The following is a 20,706-nucleotide window of genomic DNA, read 5'->3' as shown; positions in this document are numbered from 1 at the left end:
ATTAAATACGGCAAACTGTTATGCCGACTGGTCATATTCCATACCAGAACAAAGTCCCGGTAAAAATATATCCGCACACTGTCACTTACATTTAAAAATATCTTTCCCCACGTAATGAAAATAATTATCAGTCTTAGTTTATTTTAGCAGATTAATAGAAGTGGAAGTTCAGGAGGAATCCTATCCACCTTATAAATCAGCATGATAAGCTGGAAGTGAAATCACAGCAGAGCTTATAAGACACACGCTATCAGAACGATAGGAATGTACGCCCTGCAAATTTTCAATTTATTGCTATACTGAATGCAGTTACGAAATACATTAGTAGCAATTAATTTTAATGAAACAAGGAGATATGTATATGAGTACCGCTAAACTGGTCAAAACGAAATCTTCTGAGCTTATCTACACACGCAATGATTTAGATGAAAGCGTCAAACTCAATACTATCAAGGTGCTGAACCGTCTGGTGACTGAATACATCGATCTGTCGCTGATCACCAAACAAGCTCACTGGAACATGCGTGGCGCAAACTTTATTGCCGTACACGAAATGCTTGATGGTTTCCGTACCGCGATTATTGACCATCAGGACACCATCGCAGAACGTGTGGTGCAGTTAGGTGGTGTGGCGCTGGGTACCGTGCAGGTTGTTAACGATAAAACCCCGCTGAAAAGTTACCCGACCAACATCCATACCGTGCAGGAACATCTGAAAGCCCTGGCGGAACGTTATGGTGTTGTCGCGAACGATACCCGTAAGGCTATCGGCGAAGTGGAAGATGAAGACACCGCAGATATTTTCACCGCTGCATCGCGCGACCTGGATAAATTCCTGTGGTTCATCGAATCAAATATTGAGTAACAATGTGCTCTGACCGCGGGATCATGCGACGGTAAAATGAGCGATTAACAAGAAAAGGCCGGTGACGAAAGTCACTGGCCTTTTCATTTTCGATAACAAATACCTGTATCCTCTTCTGGCGAATTGCACTTAAAACCCCTCTTACCCTGTAACTTTACATCTACATTTAATAATCCCGCTGATAAATAGTTACATTTTCAACTACATTCTCAACTTCACCCCCTGGAACCGGTTTCATTATCCCACTGATAAACTTAATGTTTATTTTCATCCTAAGAGAATTCTTAAACCAATAGGCAGTGTGAATGATTTAATACAAATTAATAGCTCAAAGCAATTTTACATAACCTCGATCACACCTGAAACTTGCTGAAATATTTTTTCGCAACCTTTGCATTTTTGTGAAAAACGCCTGCCAACCTAACCTAATAAAATTAAAGATAATTTACAGGGATGTGACACCGCATTAACCCCCTAAATGCAACTTACGGAAAAGTGACTCCCCTGCTGCGGCAGCATCAAAGATGTGCCGCCTCCCACAATCCGACCCGATTCCGAGCGCATTGGCTGCTGTAAGCCAGGGGCGGTAGCGTGGAAAATGTAAAAAACTGGAATAATCTGATGGCACGTAGTGGCTTAGAAGTACAAAAAGCGGCGGTGAAAGCGCTGTTTTTAAGGGAAATCAAAACCCGTTTTGGTAAGTACCGGTTAGGGTATCTGTGGGCGGCGCTGGAGCCGATGGCGCATATGTTGATTATGCTGGCCATTTTTGGCTACGTGATGCACCGCACTATGCCGGATATTTCGTTTCCGGTTTTCCTGATCAACGGCATTATCCCTTTCTTTGTATTTAGCAATATTACCAACCGTTCTATTGGCGCGATTGAAGCCAACCAGGGTTTGTTTAATTACCGCCCGGTTCGCCCTGTGGATACCATTATCGCCAGAGCAATGCTGGAAGCGCTGATATACGCGGTCGTTTACGTGTTACTTATGGCCATTGTCGGCCTGCTGGGCGAGGAGTTTGAAGTCACCAAGCTTATTACTCTGATTCTGGTCTGGATACTTTTGGTGCTGTTCTCCTGCGGTATGGGCTTAATATTTATGGTGGTCGGAAAGTCATTCCCGGAGACCGAAAAGTTCCTGCCTATTTTGATTAAGCCTCTCTATTTCATTTCCTGCATTATGTTTTCTTTGCATAACATACCGAAGGAATACTGGCCTTACCTGCTGTGGAACCCTATCGTCCACGTGGTTGAGCTTTGCCGCGAATCAGTCGTACCGGGTTATATCAGTGAAGGCGTCAGCCTGAATTATCTGGCTGCCTGTACTCTGGTTGTATTGTTTATCGGCCTGGCCCTCTACCGGAATCGTGAAGAGGCGATGCTGACATCATGATAAAAATCGAAAACCTGACAAAATCCTACCGCACACCGAAAGGCCGCCATTACGTTTTTAAAGATCTCAATGTTGAGCTGCCTTCAGGTAAAAGCGTGGCGTTGATTGGCCGTAACGGCGCGGGTAAATCAACATTATTACGCGTCATCGGCGGGATTGACCGCCCGGATTCCGGCAAAATTCACACGGAGAAAACCATTTCCTGGCCGGTTGGCCTGGCCGGCGGATTTCAGGGAAGCCTGACCGGACGTGAAAATGTAAAATTCGTCGCCCGCCTCTATTCCACACCAGATCAGTTACGTGAAAAAGTCGCCTTTGTCGAAGAGTTTGCCGAACTGGGCAAATACTTTGATATGCCGATTAAAACCTATTCTTCCGGTATGAAATCCCGTCTGGGTTTTGGCCTGAGCATGGCATTTAAATTTGATTACTATCTTGTCGATGAAGTCACCGCAGTCGGCGATGCCAGATTTAAACAAAAATGCGCAGACTTATTCAAAGCGCGACATGAGGAAGCCAGCTTTCTGATGGTTTCACATAGCCTCGGATCACTGAAAGAGTTTTGCGATGTGGCTTTGTTTATTGGAAGAGATAATAAAGTGAAGTACTTCGAATCGGTTGATGAAGCTATTACTACTTATAAAAGTGATGAAGGGATCTGAATGAACTTGTCTTTCAGATTCCTTCATCACCTTTGTCAGCGCGTAGCCGCACAGTATATTGCTGACAGAGATGTATCATTGCTTTGCCCCTGAGGATTTTCTATCGAATGAAAAAAATCAAAAAATTCATTAAGAGCCCAGGAATTTTCTTCAGAGATTATTTCAATAAAAGATATCCGATAATCAGAAATGAAATTCAGTGCCCTGAGTTAGAAGAAAGTATTTTGATCCGGCATGATCTTGCGATTGAAAATCTGTTGCACATTAATTTCCCCATCGATGTCGTATTTACATGGGTTGATGATTCAGATGTGCAGTGGAAAGAAAAGTATTTGCGTTTCAAATCTGAAGTTGGCGCAGAAACACTAGGTAATTTTGCCACTGATGATGCGCGTTTTAGTAATCATGATGAACTGCATTATTCAATTAAAAGCATTGAGCGCTATATCCCCTGGGTAAGAAATATTTTTATTATCACGGATAATCAAAAACCAAAGTGGTGCGAGTCAAATGATAAAATAAAAATCATTGATCACAAAGAGATCATTGATGATAAATACCTCCCCACCTTTAACTCACATGTCATAGAAGCGAATTTACATAAGATCCCAGGTCTTGCTGAACATTTCATTTATTTCAATGATGATGTATTTGTTGCAAGACCCTTACCAGCGGGACATTTTTTCAAAAGTAATGGTATTTCATCTTTATTCTTATCACAAAAAAGTCTGTCGGCAATGAGTGCTCGAGGTACTAATACCCCCACGTTATCAGCATCACAAAGGGCCTCTCAGATTTTCAAAAATGACTTTGGATCCCTTATCGACACACCATTAGTTCATACTTACGTCCCGCTTAGAAAAAGTGTTTTCGAAGAAGCATGGCGTTCCTACGAACCTGAAATCACGCGATTTTTACCCAACAAGTTTCGGACTAATCAGGATATCAACTTAGCCACATTTTTTGTGCCCTGGCTAAGCTACATTACAGGTAAGGCCGCCCCCTCACGAGATATTTGCTACTACTTTAATATCCGTTCAACAGCGGCGCGAAGCTATTTTAAAGCACTTAAAAAAGCGAAACAGGATGATGCCTCACCTCATTCTTTTTGTGCAAATGATTTCAATACACAAAAAGCATCGCTTGAAAATTATCAACTCCTCTTAAGTACTGCGCTTAAATATCACTTTAACGATTAAATAATATAAATATAATCGATAAATTTAGAATTAAATATCCATAATTTCAGGTGATAATATATATGAATATATTGCATGTAATAACACATGGTGGATGGGCAGGTTCAGAATCCATTGCTGCAGGGATTGCTAACGAACAAGCGATTAGAGGTCACGAAGTCTCAGTGATACTTCGTCGCCACGAAGCGTTTAAAACTAAAGATATCCTAAAAAAATTTCATACCTCAATAAATGTCTTTTGGGTAGAGCAAAAAGAAACCCATCCAAACAACCAAATTAATACTTTATTGAAAAATGATTTCTTTGTAAAAAAACTATCAGAAGTTGATATTTTCCATGCTCATCTTCCATATGGTTGTTTGTTAGGTAAGTTACTTAGAGAAAGATTCACTACAAAATATAAAATCTGTGTGTCGATGCATGTTCGATATCATCCGCTATATTATTTTGCTGATAAATTATTTACTGTAGCGAAATGGCAAATACAAGAAGTACCCAAAGATTTCACAGGGGAAGTGTTTGTTATAGAAAATTTTCTTTGCAATAAAGAAAATAATAACGACAAAAAATTAAAGTTATTTAAAAGAAAGTTTCACATAACTGACGACTATAAATACATTATATATATAGGGAGGTTAGACTTAGTTAAAGGAGCAGATGTTCTAATCCGTGCTTTCAATAAAGCAAAATTGGAAAATTATAAATTAATAGTTATTGGCGACGGTAGTGAAGCAAGAAGCCTACATACTATGGCTTCTGAAAACGTTGTGTTTACTGGAAAAATTTTGGACGCCTCGTTTGCGCTTGAAGTTGCAGATATTTGTATTGCACCATCAAGGTTTGAGTCTTTTGGCCTGGTACTTCTTGAAGCCGTAAATGCAGGAAAAAGAGTTATCGCAACTGACATTCCATCTTTCAAGGAAATATTAGGAAGTGATGACTATCTATTTGAAAATGAAAATATAAATTCTCTTTCACAGAAATTGATTTCTTATGCTAATAATCCTTCAATCGGTTATGCTGACTCTTTCATAAATGAAAAATTCTCCCTTACCCGTTCACTAGATAAACTAGAAATTGCTTACTCTACAACAACCGCTTTAGATGAAGATCAGAGCGGCATTGACGATATTGAAGTATCTGTTGACGAATTGGAAGTTGCTTATAATGTCTAAATTGGTAAGAAAAACAAAAAAGCTCTTTAAATCTCCGCGTTTATTTTTCAAAGATGCTGCAATCTTTAAAGACAAAAAAACTGGAGCAATTTCTTTAGTTAATCCGGAGATTAGGGAAAACCAAGAATTAGTATTACCATCAGAAATATTAAAAACAAACACCAAAAAAAAATCACATGATAAAGCAGAGATTCTTGCAAAAGACCCCTCAGTTAGAATATCAAGTTTAATTGAGGACTTCCTCACTCCTCACGATCAAGAGAAGGTCCTCTTTAAGCTGTTGGATAAAGCTGGAATAAACTATCACTTAGTGAATGTTCCTTGGCAACACATAATTCGTATCGCAATCCAAGACTCTTTTGTAAACAATGTACTAGATTTAATAAAAGAACATGAAGAGTTCACAAAAAAAGTTTTTATCTCAAAGGGCTCTAATCGTTATGATCTCGTTAAATTGTATTTTCATGATGATACATATATATATAAAAGCATTCTGATTCAATTTGACCCATGGTACTTAACACCTACTGGTGTTATGACTAGGAACAAAAACAGCCTTATACAATTTATTCCCAAGGCCCATATCAACAAAACCGTACATTCATTCGCACCAATACGACTTGGTCGTAGTAATGAAGATATCGATAATATCAATTCGATGTTAGATACGAATTCATTCATGTTTGATGAATACAATGGTCCAATTGATATTGTTTTCACATGGGTTAGTGATAGCGATCCTCGCTGGCTGGCAAGTAAAAATTTATACTCAGGAAATAACCAAGGAAAAAGTGATACTCGTTTTGTCGACTATGAGCAACTACGATATTCCTTACGGAGTGTTGCATATTACGCAAAATTCGTTAGAAATATCTTCATAGTAACTGATAATCAGATACCATATTGGTTAGATATCGATCATGAAAAGATTAAAATCATTGATCATAAAGATATTTTTGATGATTCCTCTGTACTTCCTGTATTTAACTCTGTAGCAATAGAATCTTGGATACATAAAATAAAAGGACTTTCTGAGAATTTTATTTATGCTAATGATGATTATTTTTTTGGTTCTCCGGTAACAAAAAGCCATTTTATACATTCCAATAGCGTTGCAAAACTATTCTTAGAACCAATTCCAAATGTATTTGGAGAGGTATTTGATGATAGCGAACCAACCAATCAACTATCATTATTCACAGCAGAATGCTTCTATAAAAAATTCAAGAACTGGCCTTCATATTGGCCTTTACATGCTCCTATGATAAAAAACATAAATGTAATTGAGGAAATGATATCCGAGTTTAAGGACTTGACGGACAAGACAAGTCGTTCGCGTTTTAGAGAAACTGGCACTATTTCCCCATTATATTTGATGTCCTCTTATTATTCATATCATAAAGGCTACAGTGTCTCATCTCCTATCAGATATGAGTATGTAAGTAGCGATGATCCTGCTTTGGAATCTAAACTAGCGACTCTCCTTAGCAAGGTTAAAGCTAATCAATGTGACGTCTTCTGTCTAAATGACCACCGCTCGGTTACTGAAATACAAGTGAATCAAGTTGTAACCTTTATGAAAGAAGCATTCCCTATAGCTGCCGATTGGGAACTTGATAAAGAGCACACCTTATAACATCCCCCCCTAGCTTTAATTGTTTAAAGCTAGGGGATAACTTTATTTCTTGTGTAAGAAAACACGATTATCTTTTGTAAAGACCTTTACACCATCACCCTCAGCCAAAATCTTATTATTTTGATATGCATCAATAGTAAGGTGATTTTTCCTAGTGATATTTCTACATGTTAGATTTATCCACATCTCATATTCGCCAGCCTCAATATCTGCCAACTCTAATCCAGCATGCGAAGGTGTGCAAAACCAACCTTTATCATAATTTACAAAATTACCATCGTAAAGAAATCTTGTTAGATATGGCTTATGTGCTTTTGCCAAATGAATCTCTTTCTCCCTTTCTGTATTTTTAAGACATAGCTTTATCACGATGTCCTTATTTTCACCACATGAAATGCCCCTAAGTATTGAGACACCTTCTGGAAAGAATCTACCCTTTTCAATTTTTATATTTTTTAGCACAGTTAACGGTATAGCTGATGGTTTGACGGGCTCTGAATACTTATCACCCCCTAACTCAGTATATCCATAATGAGGTACAGCTCCCTGTGACAGGGAGTAAATTATACCTAATATAAGCGGCAAGTGGTGAACAGTAACTTGGTTATGTTCTCTTACCAAAATTGAAGTTGAGACTAATAAATTAAAATTTTTATATTTTACAAATAATGAAATATTAGGTTCTATTTCTGACTTATATTGAACATCTGCTCTAGAAGTCAAAAGATATATATTTTTGTCGGGGTAGGCATCTTCATTAATTGATTTTGGCAAAACCGTATCCAATTCATTTACATGAGAATCACTAAGTTCACCCATCATGTTTTTTGCAACTACTGGCCAATTGTTTTTTACATATGACCCAATATAAAACTGAGGAACTGTAGAAACAATATTTTTAATATTGAATTTCGCCCCAAAATAAAGCGCAGCAGAACCTCCTTTCGAAAAACCAGCAACTGTACATTGCTCCTTAGTAATATTTAACTCTTTAAGGTTATCAAGTATAAAACCATGGACCGCATTTTCAATTGCATAATCCATATTTTGACATATATAATAAGTGCAGTGCTCCATGAAATCATCTTTAATCCATAAAACAGTTGCAGGACAATCTTGTAAGGCATTTTCAAAATCATAAGTAAATTCTCCAGACCCCCCAAAACCCGAAAAAATTACTACTAGGTGCTGCGTGTCGTATTTTCTGGGTTTCTTTTTATATTTTATCTCGACGCCATTAACTATCTTCTTCAGCTCAATCACAAAACTCACCTCATCATAACCAATATTGATTACTTCATTAAACTATTATGCTTACCATCATTAATAACTAAATTTTTTACTTTTAAAAACTGATTTTGGCCTACAACATTATTATCGGCATAATCAGGATAAAACTTAAGGCTTCCTTCCCTCGGTTTATCCCCGCAATCAAATCCTGATAAGTCCCGGTTCTGCCGGGATGCCAGCCAGATGCCTACGGGTTCATTCACAAAGGTATTGTTGCGAATAACGTTGTAGTCGCTGTGCTGCCAGCGGATCACGGATTTGCCAGTGCTGAAATGCTCGCCGCAGTTCTTATACAGAAACACACCCCCTGCCCCGTTGGATTCAAAACGGTTGCCTTCAATCAGGTTGTAAGCTGACGAATCGACGGCTAATCCTTCACGCTTCCCCTTGCCGAAACGCTCATGGCCGTTGTTGATAATCTGATTACCCACAATTTTGTTATTACGTGAGGAATGTTCCAGGTAGATACCGGACATATACGAATCACGGACAATCGAGTGGCTTAGCGTTGAGTGGGTGACGTAATCGTCAAAGTAAATTCCTACGCGTCCGCTGCCGCTCACTTCAACATTCTCAAGGGTGATCCGTGTGGGTGTCCGGCGGTAGTTCTCTTCGTGGTTCGGGCTGAGTTTATTGGCTGCGATGTCTGAAGTGATACGGATGCCGCTGCGGGTGAAGTGTCGCACTTTGCAGTTACGGACGGTGACATCGGATAATGGCTTACCCTTGCTGTTGATCAGTATGCCAAAAGGGCGTTCATTGTCCCCCTCCAGCACCGCTCCCCGGCAATCTAACGTGGTGTTGCTGCTGGTGATGATGACCGCTTCTTTATAAACGCAGTGAGGGGACAGCGTGGTGTTGCCACGCACCTCAGGCAATTCGCACTCATGAGAGTGCATCGAGGGAACTGCACCGGCACAGGCAGAAAGAAATAAAGGCAGAAGAACAGCTAATGAGAAATATGCACAGGGTGGAACTGATAAACGTTTTTTGCATCTGTGCATATTCCTCTGCCTGTTTTTGAAGGTTAATCGTTATGAAGGCTGATGTTTGGTGTAATTCATAATCAGTTTCTGACTGATAAATACCGGGTGATATGGGTTATCAGTCGCTGTGGCGATATCCACTTTATTGCCACCATAAAATACCGCATTAATCTGCGTATTCTTCAGCAAGTATAGCCGGAACTGCTTAAACAGCTTCGCATCGGGTTTAAACCCTGACTGCCAGAACTGGTTCAGGTGTCCCTGATACGTAATGCCTTTAATGTCATACAGCGCGTTGCCCATCACTTTCAGCGGCTTGTTATGAATAAGCGCTGATATCCCGGCGGTGCTGTTAATGGTAACAACCGCTTTGGAATGCGTCAGCAACTCAGGCATCGGCAGGTCATGCACGTAGATTACGCGGTCAGCGATGCCGTATTTTTTGCCAAGCTGGCGGATCAGCGGTCCGTAAAGGCGGTGCCCTCTGTCCATCGGGTGATGCTTGATCACCAGAAACTCCGTTGATGGCCCTTTTTTGGCGAAAGAATGCATCACTTCATTAATGTAATCACGCACGTCGTTATACGGGCTGTGATTACGGATCTGGCTGTCGTTATATACCTGCAAAATCGCCAGATAATAGCGCTGATCCAGATCCGTCTGCAGTTGCTGCAAAATGTTGCGCTGGCGGAAGGCGTACAGCTTTTTACGCCAGGCAGCACGGGTCCAGCAGCGCGCCTCATACCACGGCGAGAAGGATTTGTGATGGCGATATTTTGGGAAGTCGTGCCGGTAGCGCCAGCCCGCCAGGTAATACACGGCCGCATGACGCACGCGCTGCCAGCCTGAAGGTTTCAGCTGTTCAACTTCCGGCATGGTCATTTCTGGCAGGCTGCGGTAGAACTCCGCATCGCGTGGCAGGCTGGAATAGGCATTCACGCCATTCTGCTCCAGCGTGATGTAATGCGGGCGCAGATATCCCTCCTCAAACGCGAGGAAGCGTATGCCTTTAGCCTGTGCCCAGCGTTTTGCTGCCTGATGCAACGGACGACAATCCCCGAAACACACGATGGTATCGAAGTCGTAATCCTGCCAGGTGGCTTTCAGCCAGGTCGGAAACTCTTTTGGCGTTTGCTGGTACAAGCGGTATTCACGCTTTCGCGAATACACCCTGTCACCGCCGTTAAAGACGACATTCACCGCCTCACGCCCCAGAGACTCCAGCCACTGAGCTAAATCGCTGAAGAAAGGCCCCATCGGCCCCTGCAACAGCAAATATTTTTTCCCAGAAAGTAATGTCGTAAGCGCCTTACTGTCCATTTCTGTCCGTTTCCATTAATGCAATAAGCTTGTAGTAAGAAGCCGGTTCAGGTCGTCAACGTCACCCGGACCAGCATGAGCAGTTTTCTGTAATACCGGACTATCCTGCCCGCTTTAACTCTGGTGAATTGCATTTGTGCCCGGGGCGTCGCAGCAAGAAGTTCAACCGCCTGCTCTGCCAAAATGGGCTCCCGACTTTGCGGGTCGATATACGACGGGTAGGCAATCAGCGCCTGGTAAACCACATCGTCTAAGGTGAGGCTGCGCAGCCGGCGTGAACAGGCATGCTCATCCTGCGTCAGTCCCCATCCGGCATAAAATGGCATGCCGTAACACACCACTTTTTTACCGTGTAACAACGCTTCAAAACCTGACAGCGACGTCAGCGTGTGCAGTTCGTCGGCAGCCTGAATACATTGAATAATGTCTGCATCCAGCGCCTGACTGTCCGCCCAGCGGCTGACATCTTCGGCGGGAATGTGTCCCTGCCGGTTCCCCACCAGAACATCCGGATGAGGCTTATAAATAATGTAAGCGCCGGGGTTACGTTCCCGGACAGTGCGTAAAAGCGCGCTGTTGGTACGCAGGGATATCGTGCCGGTCAGGATAGAGGCATCGTCCTCAACCTGCCCCGGCACCAGAATCACCGTTTTATTCGTCGCTTCAGCGGGCAAGGTAAACGCCGCACCCAGGTTGTATTTACTGACTTTGCTGGCAACCAGTCTCTGGCGTAACGTGGCGGCCCGCTGCTGCTGGCATGGCGCCAGATTGCTGTGACTCAGCAACAGTTCCAGGTCGCTCGGGCGCGTCGCATCGTAATAGATACCGGTTTTATCCAGCACCAGCGACAGCGGCGGATGCAGATCAGACCCCAGCCCGGCAGAACGCAGGAAACCATCTTCCATTCGCCATTGCGGGATCTGACGCTGCTGCGCCTGAGCACCCCAGCGGGCCTCGCCTTTGATACCCCACACGACACAGGCCACTTCACCGGCATAGCGTTTACTGAAATTCACTTTGTTGCTTTTAGTTCGCAGGAAAGGCCCGAGAATGCTGCGCTTCCAGAGGGTCAGCCCCGGCGACCAGAGGCGCCCCGCCCGCTGTTGCTGATGCTTTCGCTGCATCAGCAGCCAGCTGAGCACATCAAACAATGTGCCGCTTTTGCCATTAGCCGGATTGATGTACCGGCTGTAACGCAAACAGGCCGCGCTGAACAACTCTTCCAGGCTGGCCGTACCCCGGCGTGCCCGGAGCGATGCGGACTGAGGATGACGGTCATCCGTCAGTCCCCAGCCTGCGTACCACGGCTGACCAAACACGCTGACCGGTTTTCCGGCGATCAGCGCTTCAAATCCGTAGTTAGACGTCACCACGTAAACCCGGCTGACAACGCGCAACAGCGATTGCGGGCTGACGTTTTCAGCCAGCAGTTTGATGCGTGGATCCTGCTGCGCCAGTTGGGTAATCTGCGTGAAATAGCCGGCTTTTTTGCCCAGCAAAACATCCGGGTGGATCTTTACCCAAATCTCAGACGTCGGATTTTCTGCCATGGCGGCCTGCAACATCTGTTCGAACTGCTCCGCGCCTGCATTGCCATAAACCACCGCCATATCACCGAAAGTCTGATCGACCACCAGCACCGCGCCACACTCGGGTTTTGCCTTTGTGCAGGCCGGTGCCTGGTTGTATTTCGACAGATCACCTTCCACGATGATCTGCATGGCCTGCCGCGCCGTATCCTGCAGCGGCTGATTCTCTTCACGCTGGCGGATCAGCATTTCAAGCGTGCTGGGTTTCGAGGCGTCGTAATACATTCCCTGCGTCTCTAAAACCATTGAGAGCGGCGGACATCCCGACACGCCCAGTCCCAGGGAGCGGATAAACCCGTCTTCCAGCCGCAGCACCGGCAAGCCTGACTGTTCTGCCCGCGCGACGGCTTTCCCGCCGGTTGGCCGGTAACCCCACACCGCGATGCGGGTGATGCCATCCGGCACCGGTCGCAGCAGCGAAAGCTTGCGACAGGGTTCGCCGAGAAACGCTTCCAGATGCGGGATACGTTGTATGCCCGCTGAAAAGATCCCAATCATTAAATCGTCAGCACCACTTTCGCGGCGACGGCCAGCTGATACAGGATCGTCGAGATGCCACGGGTGATTTCGATATTTTTCGATTCGTATTTCGGCAGAACCATCAGTTCATCCCCCGGCTGCAACGTCTTCACGTCTTCCGCGTTAATCGCTTCGCCGTTTTGTTTAATCAGGATGACTTTCGAGTTCCCGGCTTTTTGCGTGTAGCCACCGACTTTCTCAATGTAATCATCCGGGCTCAGACCTTTCTGCCAGCTCACCGCATTCGGGAACAGCACTTCGCCGTGGATCATCACGAGTGAGGTTTTCTCCGGAATGTTGATGACATCGCCGTCTTCCAGGATCACTTCATTCAGATTATTTTCGCTCAGGACCACTTCGCCTTTCGGCACCACCTGACGCGCCTTCGCCACGAAACGGCTGACTAACTGGGCTTCCTGCGCACGCAAACGCCCTTCTTCCTGTGTCGAGGACTGTGCGGAAAGTGATGCTTCTTCGAGTTTCTGCAAGGTCAGATCCAGCATCTCTTTCTGGCGAAGCGCGACAGAACGACGGTAAAGCTGGATGGCGTTAATCTGCGACATGCTGTTGGTGCGGATTTTTGGCAACAGCTGGCTCATGGTGGCGCCATACGGCAGCACCACGGCGTGTTCACCGGAATGCGCGCCTTCGATGCGAACCTGAATGGTGCCTGCATAACGGTCGGAACTGACAATCAGTTTGTCGCCATCCTGCAATGAGCGCCCCGGTGCGGACCCCAGCGGGTAATACTCGCTGCGTTTCATGCTGCCCTGCTGGCGGATAATGGTCATGTGCGTCGCGCCCGGTTTCGGGCGTGCCCAGCTCAGGGCTTCGCTGACCGGAATGGTGCTGTCGCGGAATTCAAAGTCGTAGCTGTTAAAGACATCGCCTTCCACGCTGAACGTGTGCTGACGCGGCCCGACCACGATGGTATCGCCGTCAGAGAATTGCGACAGACGCAAATCGCCGTTGAGCAGGAAGTCATACAGGTTAATGCGCGAACGCACGCGGTCATTGTGTTTCACCACAATGTCGACATAACTGCCGCGTTCAGTATCGACGCCGCCGGCTTTACTCAGATAGGAAAGCAGGGAGTCAGACGCCACACCGCCGTATAAACCGGGATTGGTCACATAACCGGTGACAAACACTTTGACCGGCTGTGCCTGAAGCAGGGAGGCATAGACGTTGACGTTGGCCTGATAAACCTGTTTTACCTTGGTAGTGATCACGCTGTTCAGCTGGCTGTTCGAGACGCCTGCGACTTTCAGCGGGCCGACGTTTGGCAGGAAGATATTACCTTTCGGGTCAACGGTCAGCGCGCCGTCAAAATTGAACGCGCCCCACAAACGGATTTGTACCTGATCGCCGAGGCCAACAATGTAATTCGGGTTGAAACCGATACTGGCCGCGTTATCGGCAGCCGCACCGCCGGTAAATAACTGCGCACCGAACATGCGGCTCATCACTGCCGGAACCGGAGGCGGTGGGGAATCATCAAAGCCGGTATCCGGACTCGTCTGTTGCGTCTGGCCGGTTAAAAATGTCGGCAACGGTGCCGCGCCGGTCATATTCGGATCGGCATTGATCCCCACGGCATTGGCCTGGGTCAGCTGGAAGGCCAGCAAGATAACAACGGACTTCAATAATTTCATAACAAACTCTGTAGGCGATTCTTCAGGCAAAAAGGGAAAGCGATACAGACCACATCAGTCTTTATGGTCATCGATAACGGCCAGCAATAATTTAATCGTTCCGAACAGCAGACAGCACACCAGCAACCAGCTGGCGATCATATAAGGGACATTCGGGAAGGTGGTTTCTTGCGGTAACTGAGGCGAACTGATCACCGACAGCACTTTCAGTTTGCGGGCAGCTTCAACACGCGTCTTTTCAATGGATGTCAGGGTGAGTTTGTAGAGTTCAGTATCAAACTGCACTTTCGACTTAATCTCTTCGAAATCCACGGCCATGGTATTGAGCTGACGGCCATCAGGCGCAGTAATTTTACTTTTTTCCTGATCAATCTGTTTGCCCAGAGACGTAATCGCATTTTGCGCACTGATCACCTGTGGCGCATCGTCACGCAGGTAAGTCAGCAGATTGCGTAACTCCGCTTCCATCTGAATTTTTTGCCCGACGAGCGTGTTCACCAGCGTGGTGGCGGCAATCGCCTGCGCTTCAGGGTCGAGAATATTGTTGTGGTTCTGATACGCCAGCAACTGCGCTTTACTCGCATTGAGACGTGCACGGGCCTCAAGCATTTCGTTTTCAGCAAATGCCTGCTGATCGCGGGCGATCTTATGAGAAATTTCATTGATGAAGCGTTCAGATTCTTTGAGAACGGCTTTGTTAAACTGCTCAGCGAACTGCGGGGTGAAGCCCTGTGTGCCGATAGTCAGCAGGCCAGATTTATCGTCATACGTGACGGCAATACGATCGCGATAATAATTTAAAAACTGCTCGCGGCTGGCATCTTTGGGCAAATGATAGAGGAAATCTAAGCCGCTCCTGCCGAACACGGAATGGAAATCGAGTTGCTTATCCAGCGCGGTCAGCATGTCAGGTGAGTTGATGTATTCTTTTAAATACATCGCATCCTGGGCTGTGCCCGGGTTTCCTGCCCCCAACAGTAAGCCGACATTCAGGCTGGTGCCGCTGATGTCGTTAGAACTTTTGATCGCAACGGTGGATTCACTGAGATAACGCGGACGACTGAAAATCACCAGATAGATGATCAGTAACGCCATCGGCAGGCCAATGACAATTTTACCCAAATTGCGGTTCAGCGTTGCCATACTAAAATACGGAGACCGACGAACCCGGGCGATATGTTCCCCGGGCCATGCTGACTTCATTTTTTCAATAAACATTTATTATCATCATGACAAACTGCACGTTTTTATTATCGTGCTTTATTAAAAGTACCGTGAAACTGCGTTGATATCCCCAGCCAATGGATCACGGTGCGAAATCTTCATCGTGTTTAGGACTACACTTAAGAGTGGGCACTTATCATGGTTAGCCAAGCAAGCACATGTGTCTGACGAAATCCATTTCCTGGTCTGGCCGGTCGTAGCTGCGAGGCAGCGAGGGGAACTGAATGAGAAGTCGCTAAGACCTGCCAGGAACAAGGCTCCGCGGGCAGATCATGAGGTCACGAATATGCGAAAAGCAACAAATTCACACAATCTATTTATGTCTGAAATACATTCATTCAATTCATGGGTTTTTTTAACATAGAGCTCGAAATAACACAAACTCTATCGGATAACTCTTAGGAAAAGTGGTCACTATGGCAAGCGGATGGGCGCAAGATGGCGCAGTGCAGGATCAGATTGATTCAACGGTCAATGATGCCGTTGATCGCGCACGTCAGTCTCTCGGGCATGGCGAAAGTGCGCATTATTGTAAGGAGTGTGGCGAACCCATTCCGGAGGCGCGCCGGAAAGCCCTTCAGGGCGTACAGTATTGCGTCACCTGTCAGGCCGCCCTGGATAAAAAGCAGCAAGATCACGCGGGCTACAATCGTCGTGGCAGTAAAGACAGCCAGTTGCGCTAGAACTTTACCTTATACGTTGACGCACCATTATGGTTCAACACAAGTCATTCCCCCCGTTATTACCCCCGCTTTTCTCTTTACATTTGCTTCAAAACTGAGCACAGGTTTTGCTCATGTACCAATAAAGTTAGAGCAAGTTATCATTTGAGCAGCGCATTTGTTAATTAATGATTGTTTAAAATACATCATATGGTTAATGATGAAGCCGTGCACCATGAGAGAACATGGCGACGTGCAGCAATGCGCCAAACTGGTGCAATCTGATTTTTAATCACTGCCTGATCGGTTCAGCAAAGCGATAAGCCATTGAATTTTAATATACCTATCATTTGGCATGAATATTGCATCAAAGCGCCGTAATATAAAGTCGTTCCCATAATATGTACAAAGGAAATTCACTGATGAAGTCACTCTTAAAAGTTTCCCTGGCCGCGTTAACTCTGGCCTTTGCCGTTAGCTCCCACGCAGCAGATAAAAAACTGATCGTAGCTACCGACACTGCGTTTGTACCGTTTGAATTCAAACAAGGCGATAAGTACGTCGGCTTCGACATTGACCTGTGGGACGCGGTCGCTAAAGAGATGAAAGTCTCCTATGAACTGAAACCAATGGACTTCGGCGGCATCATTCCTGCCCTGCAAACACACAACATCGATCTGGCGCTGGCGGGTATCACCATCACGCCTGAACGTAAAAAAGCCATCGACTTCTCTGACGGCTATTACAACAGCGGCCTGATGGTGATGGTTAAGAGCAATAACGACGCCATCAAAAGCGTTGCTGATCTGAAAGGTAAAACCGTTGCAGTGAAAAGCGGTACCAGCTCCGTTGATTACATGAAAGCCAACGTGCAGACCAAAGATCTGCGTCAGTTCCCGAACATCGACAGCGCTTACATGGAACTGGGCACGGGCCGTGCTGATGCGGTCATGCACGACACGCCAAACATTCTGTACTTCATCAAAACGGCCGGTAAAGGTCAGTTCAAAGCGGTCGGCGATTCACTGGCTGGCCAGCAATACGGTATCGCATTCCCGCAAGGCAGTGACCTGCGTGAGAAAGCCAACGCCGCGCTGAAAACCATCAAAGAGAATGGTACTTACGCAGCAATCTACAAAAAATGGTTTGATACCGAACCTAAATAAGTCCTTTTCATTTAAGTCGTTCCTTTTCAGAAAGAGCACTTGATAAGAAGCGCCTGTCAGATGCAAATCTGCACAGGCGCAGTTTGTGGTTTTACCAGGAGATAATCCATGCAGTTTGACTGGAGCGTAATTTGGCCCGCTCTGCCTATCCTGCTCGAAGGCGCCAAAATGACATTGTGGATTTCGGTCCTCGGTCTGGTTGGCGGTCTGATTATTGGTGTGATTGCGGGTTTTGCCCGCGCGTTTGGTGGCTGGTTTAGCAGCAACGTCGCACTGGTCTTTATCGAGCTCATTCGCGGTACGCCTATCGTCGTACAGGTAATGTTCATTTATTTCGCCCTGCCGATGATGGTGCCCGATCTGCGGATCGACCCGTTCAGCGCGGCGGTGGTGACGATCATCATCAACTCCGGTGCTTATATTGCTGAAATTACGCGCGGCGCGGTGTTGTCGATTCACAACGGTTTCCGTGAAGCGGGTCTGGCGCTGGGTCTGTCGCGCCGTGCAACGCTGCGTTACATCATCATGCCGCTGGCATTGCGCCGCATGCTGCCACCGTTGGGTAACCAGTGGATTGTGAGTATCAAAGATACCTCGCTGTTTATCGTTATCGGTGTCGCCGAGCTGACCCGTCAGGGCCAGGAAATCATCGCCGGCAACTTCCGCGCCATGGAAATCTGGAGTGCGGTTGCTGTTATCTATCTGATCATCACGCTGGCTCTGAGCTTTGTTCTGCGCCGCTTAGAACGCAAACTGAAAATTATATGATTGAATTCAAGAACGTCTCAAAACACTTTGGTAAAACCCAGGTGCTCCACGACATCGATCTGAACATTTCTCAGGGTGAAGTCGTGGTTATCATCGGGCCATCCGGCTCCGGTAAATCCACACTGCTGCGCTGCATCAACAAGCTGGAAGAAATCACGTCCGGTGAGCTGATTGTTGATGGCCTGAAAGTGAACGACCCGAAAGTCGATGAACGTCTGATCCGCCAGGAAGCCGGTATGGTGTTCCAGCAGTTCTACCTGTTCCCGCACATGACAGCGCTGGAAAACGTGGCTTTCGGCCCGATCCGCGTTCGTGGTGCGTCGAAAGATGAAGCCAATAAACTGGCGAAAGAACTGCTGGCAAAAGTGGGTCTGTCTGAACGCGCCAACCACTATCCGTCAGAGCTTTCCGGTGGCCAGCAGCAGCGCGTGGCGATTGCCCGTGCACTGGCGGTTAAGCCAAAACTGATGCTGTTTGATGAGCCAACCTCGGCGCTGGATCCTGAACTGCGTCACGAAGTGCTGACCGTCATGAAGCAGCTGGCAGAAGAAGGCATGACAATGGTTATCGTGACCCACGAAGTCGGCTTTGCCGAGAAAGTGGCTTCACGCTTAATCTTTATCGACAAAGGCCGTATTGCTGAAGACGGTAAACCGGCTGATCTGGTGAACAACCCGCCGAGCGAACGTCTGCGCGAGTTCCTGCAACACGTTTCCTGATGCTACTTGCTCCTCCCCCTGCGAACTGCCTCTTTATCAGATCTCTCCATCAAGAGGCAGTCGCAGGGGAGGGAGTCACCACACTTTATTACCCAAAACTTCACTTCCCTATCCTGCTCATTTCGTGGTCATGTAGTGGATGACGACGTTCACGTAATTCTTCCCCGCCAGACAATATTAAATAGCCTATTAAGGGTTAAATGCATGAGTAAACCTTTTAAATTTGGCTTATATGAGGGAGATTTAGGTTAATTCAGGAAAAGAGGTATGATTAAAACTTGATCAACTCAACCCGCAAGGATTAGCAGGTGGAACATGTTTACTCTCTATAGACATAGTGATATTGAATGGCAGCTAACCCCCGAAGATTACCCCCTCGTTTTATCACCAGACAGAGCAATGGATCAGGTAAAAAAGCATTATGACCTTGATCAAAGTCATTACAACCGTTTTGGGTATTTCGAGTTACCTGAGCGTTTGTCTTCATGCCCGCAAACGTGGCGACGTGCGCAAAGTGGATATGCCGATGAGGTTTACGATACCGTCAAAGACTCTCTTCGAATAGGCTGGCTGATTGGCATTGATCATTGGGAGGATTGGTGTTCATTTAATAATCCTTTCTATGTAGATGGAAATGGCGATCTGGTATGTGAAAACCCGAACGGGTATGACGAATGGTATCTTCGCGAAATTATTGACGGTTATAACAACGCCGTTGCCAGACGAAACGGCGTGAAGGCTTCACCGACTCAGCGGATCCCTTATGGCAGTTCCAGCGCAGAACCAAAACAATATGCTCAGGTGGCAAGGGAGATCAACAGCAAAGCGGCAGGCCGTTTGTTGGCCGCCGGGGGTATTTACAATGGAAACATTGAAGGTTATGCCAAAACAGCGCAGCAACTCGGCGGTGATGTTCAGGCCGGTTATGATCAGGTATTAAATGAGACAACTGTGGGTTCTGCTATTGCAATCACGTCAGTGGTTGCCGGGCTCGGGCTCAGTGGGTTAGGGGCTGTCAGTGAAATTTCTCAGTTAGAAAAACTAGCTCCAAGACAGAGCACATCAGCAGCAGGGGCTGTCCGCGCTAAGAAATTTTCGGGAAATTGGCGGACTGCGGATCTGGATGCAGCATTGAAAAAATTTGCCGGAAATCATCCTTTGGTTACAACGACGAACTCAGGAAAACGAATTTACGCTCACCCTGAGACTGGTGTACAAGTCGTTGAAGACTTAAGCGGCGACTATTTCCGCATCAATAACCCCTCCCTGCCAGGCAAAAGAACCTATTTAGATCTTGACGGTATTGTTCCAAATAACAAAATACTCGAAGGGGGTAAGCAGATAGGAAGGACTCAGAGTGAATATAATGAAGTCACTCATTTTAACATTCCAGGACGTAAATAACATGAAATGTATCTCTGTACCAACCAGCCAAGATGCCATGCAACGTCTTGATCTTGATGTATCTCTTGAGGATGATTTGATCGAAGTTACGATAACTGATGAACAATTTCAGTCTCTTATCGATACAGGTGTTATCAGTCGATTGAACCAGTTCATCGAAATTAACATAGACGAATTCGAAGATGAGAAAATTGTTGGCATTCGTGATTTAAGATTGGCTAAGAGTATTCTGGGGCAAGTTTCTCCATCAGATTGTACCAGTGCTGAAGTATTGGTGTCTCAAATAAATAAAGCGATTGAGTACAATACCGGCGTATTCTTCTACTTTTGACCTTAATGCTCCTCCCCCTTCGCAGGGGGAGGAGCAGATCTCATGTTTATGATCGTGAGGGCGATTCAGAAATCTTGCTGAACGGAGCGGCCTGAAGACCTATGGCTTCAGGACCGAGAGAAGGCACCGCGCAGCGGC

The 20,706-nt window shown here is 45.9% G+C and carries 18 protein-coding genes; 12 read left to right on the top strand and 6 right to left on the bottom strand.

Features of this window, described 5'->3' with window-relative positions:
• Positions 1–361: 361 nt before the first annotated feature.
• From dps to GW591_RS02420, 6 genes are all read left to right on the top strand, one after another.
• Positions 362–865 (top strand): DNA starvation/stationary phase protection protein Dps, encoded by a 504-nt coding sequence (dps, locus tag GW591_RS02445; RefSeq protein WP_015689551.1) that lies wholly within the window; start codon positions 362–364, stop codon positions 863–865.
• A gap of 621 nt (positions 866–1,486) precedes the next feature.
• Positions 1,487–2,263 (top strand): ABC transporter permease, encoded by a 777-nt coding sequence (locus tag GW591_RS02440; protein ID WP_166860690.1) that lies wholly within the window; start codon positions 1,487–1,489, stop codon positions 2,261–2,263.
• Complete coding sequence (locus tag GW591_RS02435; RefSeq protein ID WP_166860048.1) at positions 2,260–2,925, top strand: ABC transporter ATP-binding protein; 666 nt, start codon at positions 2,260–2,262, stop codon at positions 2,923–2,925. The genes GW591_RS02440 and GW591_RS02435 overlap by 4 nt, the downstream gene beginning before the upstream one ends.
• A 107-nt stretch (positions 2,926–3,032) precedes the next feature.
• A complete protein-coding gene (locus tag GW591_RS02430) occupies positions 3,033–4,124 on the top strand; it encodes a Stealth CR1 domain-containing protein (RefSeq protein ID WP_166860046.1) in 1,092 nt (363 codons plus the stop codon).
• Between the two features lie 62 nt (positions 4,125–4,186).
• Entirely contained in the window at positions 4,187–5,299 is a 1,113-nt protein-coding gene (locus GW591_RS02425) for a glycosyltransferase family 4 protein (protein WP_013574692.1), read from the top strand.
• Positions 5,292–6,935 carry a Stealth CR1 domain-containing protein gene (locus tag GW591_RS02420; RefSeq protein ID WP_166860044.1) on the top strand — a complete coding sequence of 548 codons (1,644 nt, stop codon included), beginning with the start codon at positions 5,292–5,294 and terminating at the stop codon, positions 6,933–6,935. The genes GW591_RS02425 and GW591_RS02420 overlap by 8 nt, the downstream gene beginning before the upstream one ends.
• Positions 6,936–6,977: 42 nt before the next feature.
• Here the strand turns inward: GW591_RS02420 and GW591_RS02415 are convergent, their stop codons facing one another.
• The 6 genes from GW591_RS02415 to GW591_RS02390 are packed head-to-tail and all read right to left on the bottom strand — an operon-like array spanning position 6,978 to position 15,437.
• Positions 6,978–8,198 (bottom strand): accessory Sec system protein Asp2, encoded by a 1,221-nt coding sequence (locus GW591_RS02415; protein WP_166860042.1) that lies wholly within the window; start codon positions 8,196–8,198, stop codon positions 6,978–6,980.
• 29 nt (positions 8,199–8,227) lie between these two features.
• Positions 8,228–9,229 (bottom strand): right-handed parallel beta-helix repeat-containing protein, encoded by a 1,002-nt coding sequence (locus GW591_RS02410; RefSeq protein WP_166860040.1) that lies wholly within the window; start codon positions 9,227–9,229, stop codon positions 8,228–8,230.
• Positions 9,230–9,259: 30 nt separating this feature from the next.
• A complete protein-coding gene (locus GW591_RS02405; RefSeq protein WP_166860038.1) occupies positions 9,260–10,531 on the bottom strand; it encodes a capsule biosynthesis protein in 1,272 nt (423 codons plus the stop codon).
• Between the two features lie 47 nt (positions 10,532–10,578).
• Complete coding sequence (locus tag GW591_RS02400; protein WP_166860036.1) at positions 10,579–12,618, bottom strand: capsular polysaccharide biosynthesis protein; 2,040 nt, start codon at positions 12,616–12,618, stop codon at positions 10,579–10,581.
• On the bottom strand, positions 12,618–14,294 hold the full coding sequence (locus GW591_RS02395) for a polysaccharide biosynthesis/export family protein (RefSeq protein WP_013574686.1): 1,677 nt from the start codon (positions 14,292–14,294) through the stop codon (positions 12,618–12,620). Before GW591_RS02395 ends, GW591_RS02400 begins: the two co-directional genes overlap by 1 nt.
• 54 nt (positions 14,295–14,348) lie before the next feature.
• On the bottom strand, positions 14,349–15,437 hold the full coding sequence (locus tag GW591_RS02390) for a capsule biosynthesis protein (protein ID WP_373689694.1): 1,089 nt from the start codon (positions 15,435–15,437) through the stop codon (positions 14,349–14,351).
• A 497-nt stretch (positions 15,438–15,934) separates the two neighbouring features.
• On the opposite strand from GW591_RS02390, the gene GW591_RS02385 reads away from it, so the two are divergent.
• The 6 genes from GW591_RS02385 to GW591_RS02360 all read left to right on the top strand — a co-directional run bounded on the left by GW591_RS02385 (position 15,935) and on the right by GW591_RS02360 (position 20,568).
• On the top strand, positions 15,935–16,201 hold the full coding sequence (locus tag GW591_RS02385; RefSeq protein WP_013574684.1) for a DksA/TraR family C4-type zinc finger protein: 267 nt from the start codon (positions 15,935–15,937) through the stop codon (positions 16,199–16,201).
• 401 nt (positions 16,202–16,602) lie between these two features.
• The gene (glnH, locus tag GW591_RS02380) at positions 16,603–17,346 is read left to right on the top strand and encodes a glutamine ABC transporter substrate-binding protein GlnH (protein WP_013574683.1); all 744 of its coding nucleotides are present in this window, start codon (positions 16,603–16,605) and stop codon (positions 17,344–17,346) included.
• Between the two features lie 108 nt (positions 17,347–17,454).
• The gene (glnP, locus tag GW591_RS02375) at positions 17,455–18,114 is read left to right on the top strand and encodes a glutamine ABC transporter permease GlnP (protein WP_013574682.1); all 660 of its coding nucleotides are present in this window, start codon (positions 17,455–17,457) and stop codon (positions 18,112–18,114) included.
• Positions 18,111–18,833: a glutamine ABC transporter ATP-binding protein GlnQ gene (glnQ, locus tag GW591_RS02370; RefSeq protein ID WP_013574681.1), complete on the top strand. Its 723-nt coding sequence runs from the start codon at positions 18,111–18,113 to the stop codon at positions 18,831–18,833. The genes glnP and glnQ overlap by 4 nt, the downstream gene beginning before the upstream one ends.
• A 315-nt stretch (positions 18,834–19,148) precedes the next feature.
• A complete protein-coding gene (locus tag GW591_RS24045) occupies positions 19,149–20,237 on the top strand; it encodes a hypothetical protein (protein WP_225444881.1) in 1,089 nt (362 codons plus the stop codon).
• A 1-nt stretch (position 20,238) separates the two neighbouring features.
• Positions 20,239–20,568, top strand: a complete 330-nt coding sequence (locus GW591_RS02360; RefSeq protein WP_119261406.1) for a hypothetical protein — start codon at positions 20,239–20,241, stop codon at positions 20,566–20,568.
• The last annotated feature ends 138 nt before the right edge of the window (positions 20,569–20,706 follow it).

The sequence above is a fragment of the Rahnella aceris genome (assembly GCF_011684115.1).
Taxonomy (GTDB): Bacteria; Pseudomonadota; Gammaproteobacteria; order Enterobacterales; family Enterobacteriaceae; genus Rahnella; species Rahnella aceris.
This window is presented reverse-complemented; position numbering and strand designations above follow the sequence as displayed.

What these genes read in the sequence shown, in the direction of transcription:
- dps (WP_015689551.1), top strand. Translation starts at nt 362, where the DNA reads ATGAGTACCGCTAAACTGGTCAAAACGAAATCTTCTGAGCTTATCTAC.
- GW591_RS02440 (WP_166860690.1), top strand. Translation starts at nt 1,487, where the DNA reads ATGGCACGTAGTGGCTTAGAAGTACAAAAAGCGGCGGTGAAAGCGCTG.
- GW591_RS02435 (WP_166860048.1), top strand. Translation starts at nt 2,260, where the DNA reads ATGATAAAAATCGAAAACCTGACAAAATCCTACCGCACACCGAAAGGC.
- GW591_RS02430 (WP_166860046.1), top strand. Translation starts at nt 3,033, where the DNA reads ATGAAAAAAATCAAAAAATTCATTAAGAGCCCAGGAATTTTCTTCAGA.
- GW591_RS02425 (WP_013574692.1), top strand. Translation starts at nt 4,187, where the DNA reads ATGAATATATTGCATGTAATAACACATGGTGGATGGGCAGGTTCAGAA.
- GW591_RS02420 (WP_166860044.1), top strand. Translation starts at nt 5,292, where the DNA reads ATGTCTAAATTGGTAAGAAAAACAAAAAAGCTCTTTAAATCTCCGCGT.
- GW591_RS02410 (WP_166860040.1), bottom strand. Translation starts at nt 9,229, where the DNA reads ATGCACAGATGCAAAAAACGTTTATCAGTTCCACCCTGTGCATATTTC.
- GW591_RS02405 (WP_166860038.1), bottom strand. Translation starts at nt 10,531, where the DNA reads ATGGACAGTAAGGCGCTTACGACATTACTTTCTGGGAAAAAATATTTG.
- GW591_RS02400 (WP_166860036.1), bottom strand. Translation starts at nt 12,618, where the DNA reads ATGATTGGGATCTTTTCAGCGGGCATACAACGTATCCCGCATCTGGAA.
- GW591_RS02395 (WP_013574686.1), bottom strand. Translation starts at nt 14,294, where the DNA reads ATGAAATTATTGAAGTCCGTTGTTATCTTGCTGGCCTTCCAGCTGACC.
- GW591_RS02390 (WP_373689694.1), bottom strand. Translation starts at nt 15,437, where the DNA reads ATGGCAACGCTGAACCGCAATTTGGGTAAAATTGTCATTGGCCTGCCG.
- GW591_RS02385 (WP_013574684.1), top strand. Translation starts at nt 15,935, where the DNA reads ATGGCAAGCGGATGGGCGCAAGATGGCGCAGTGCAGGATCAGATTGAT.
- glnH (WP_013574683.1), top strand. Translation starts at nt 16,603, where the DNA reads ATGAAGTCACTCTTAAAAGTTTCCCTGGCCGCGTTAACTCTGGCCTTT.
- glnP (WP_013574682.1), top strand. Translation starts at nt 17,455, where the DNA reads ATGCAGTTTGACTGGAGCGTAATTTGGCCCGCTCTGCCTATCCTGCTC.
- glnQ (WP_013574681.1), top strand. Translation starts at nt 18,111, where the DNA reads ATGATTGAATTCAAGAACGTCTCAAAACACTTTGGTAAAACCCAGGTG.
- GW591_RS24045 (WP_225444881.1), top strand. Translation starts at nt 19,149, where the DNA reads ATGTTTACTCTCTATAGACATAGTGATATTGAATGGCAGCTAACCCCC.
- GW591_RS02360 (WP_119261406.1), top strand. Translation starts at nt 20,239, where the DNA reads ATGAAATGTATCTCTGTACCAACCAGCCAAGATGCCATGCAACGTCTT.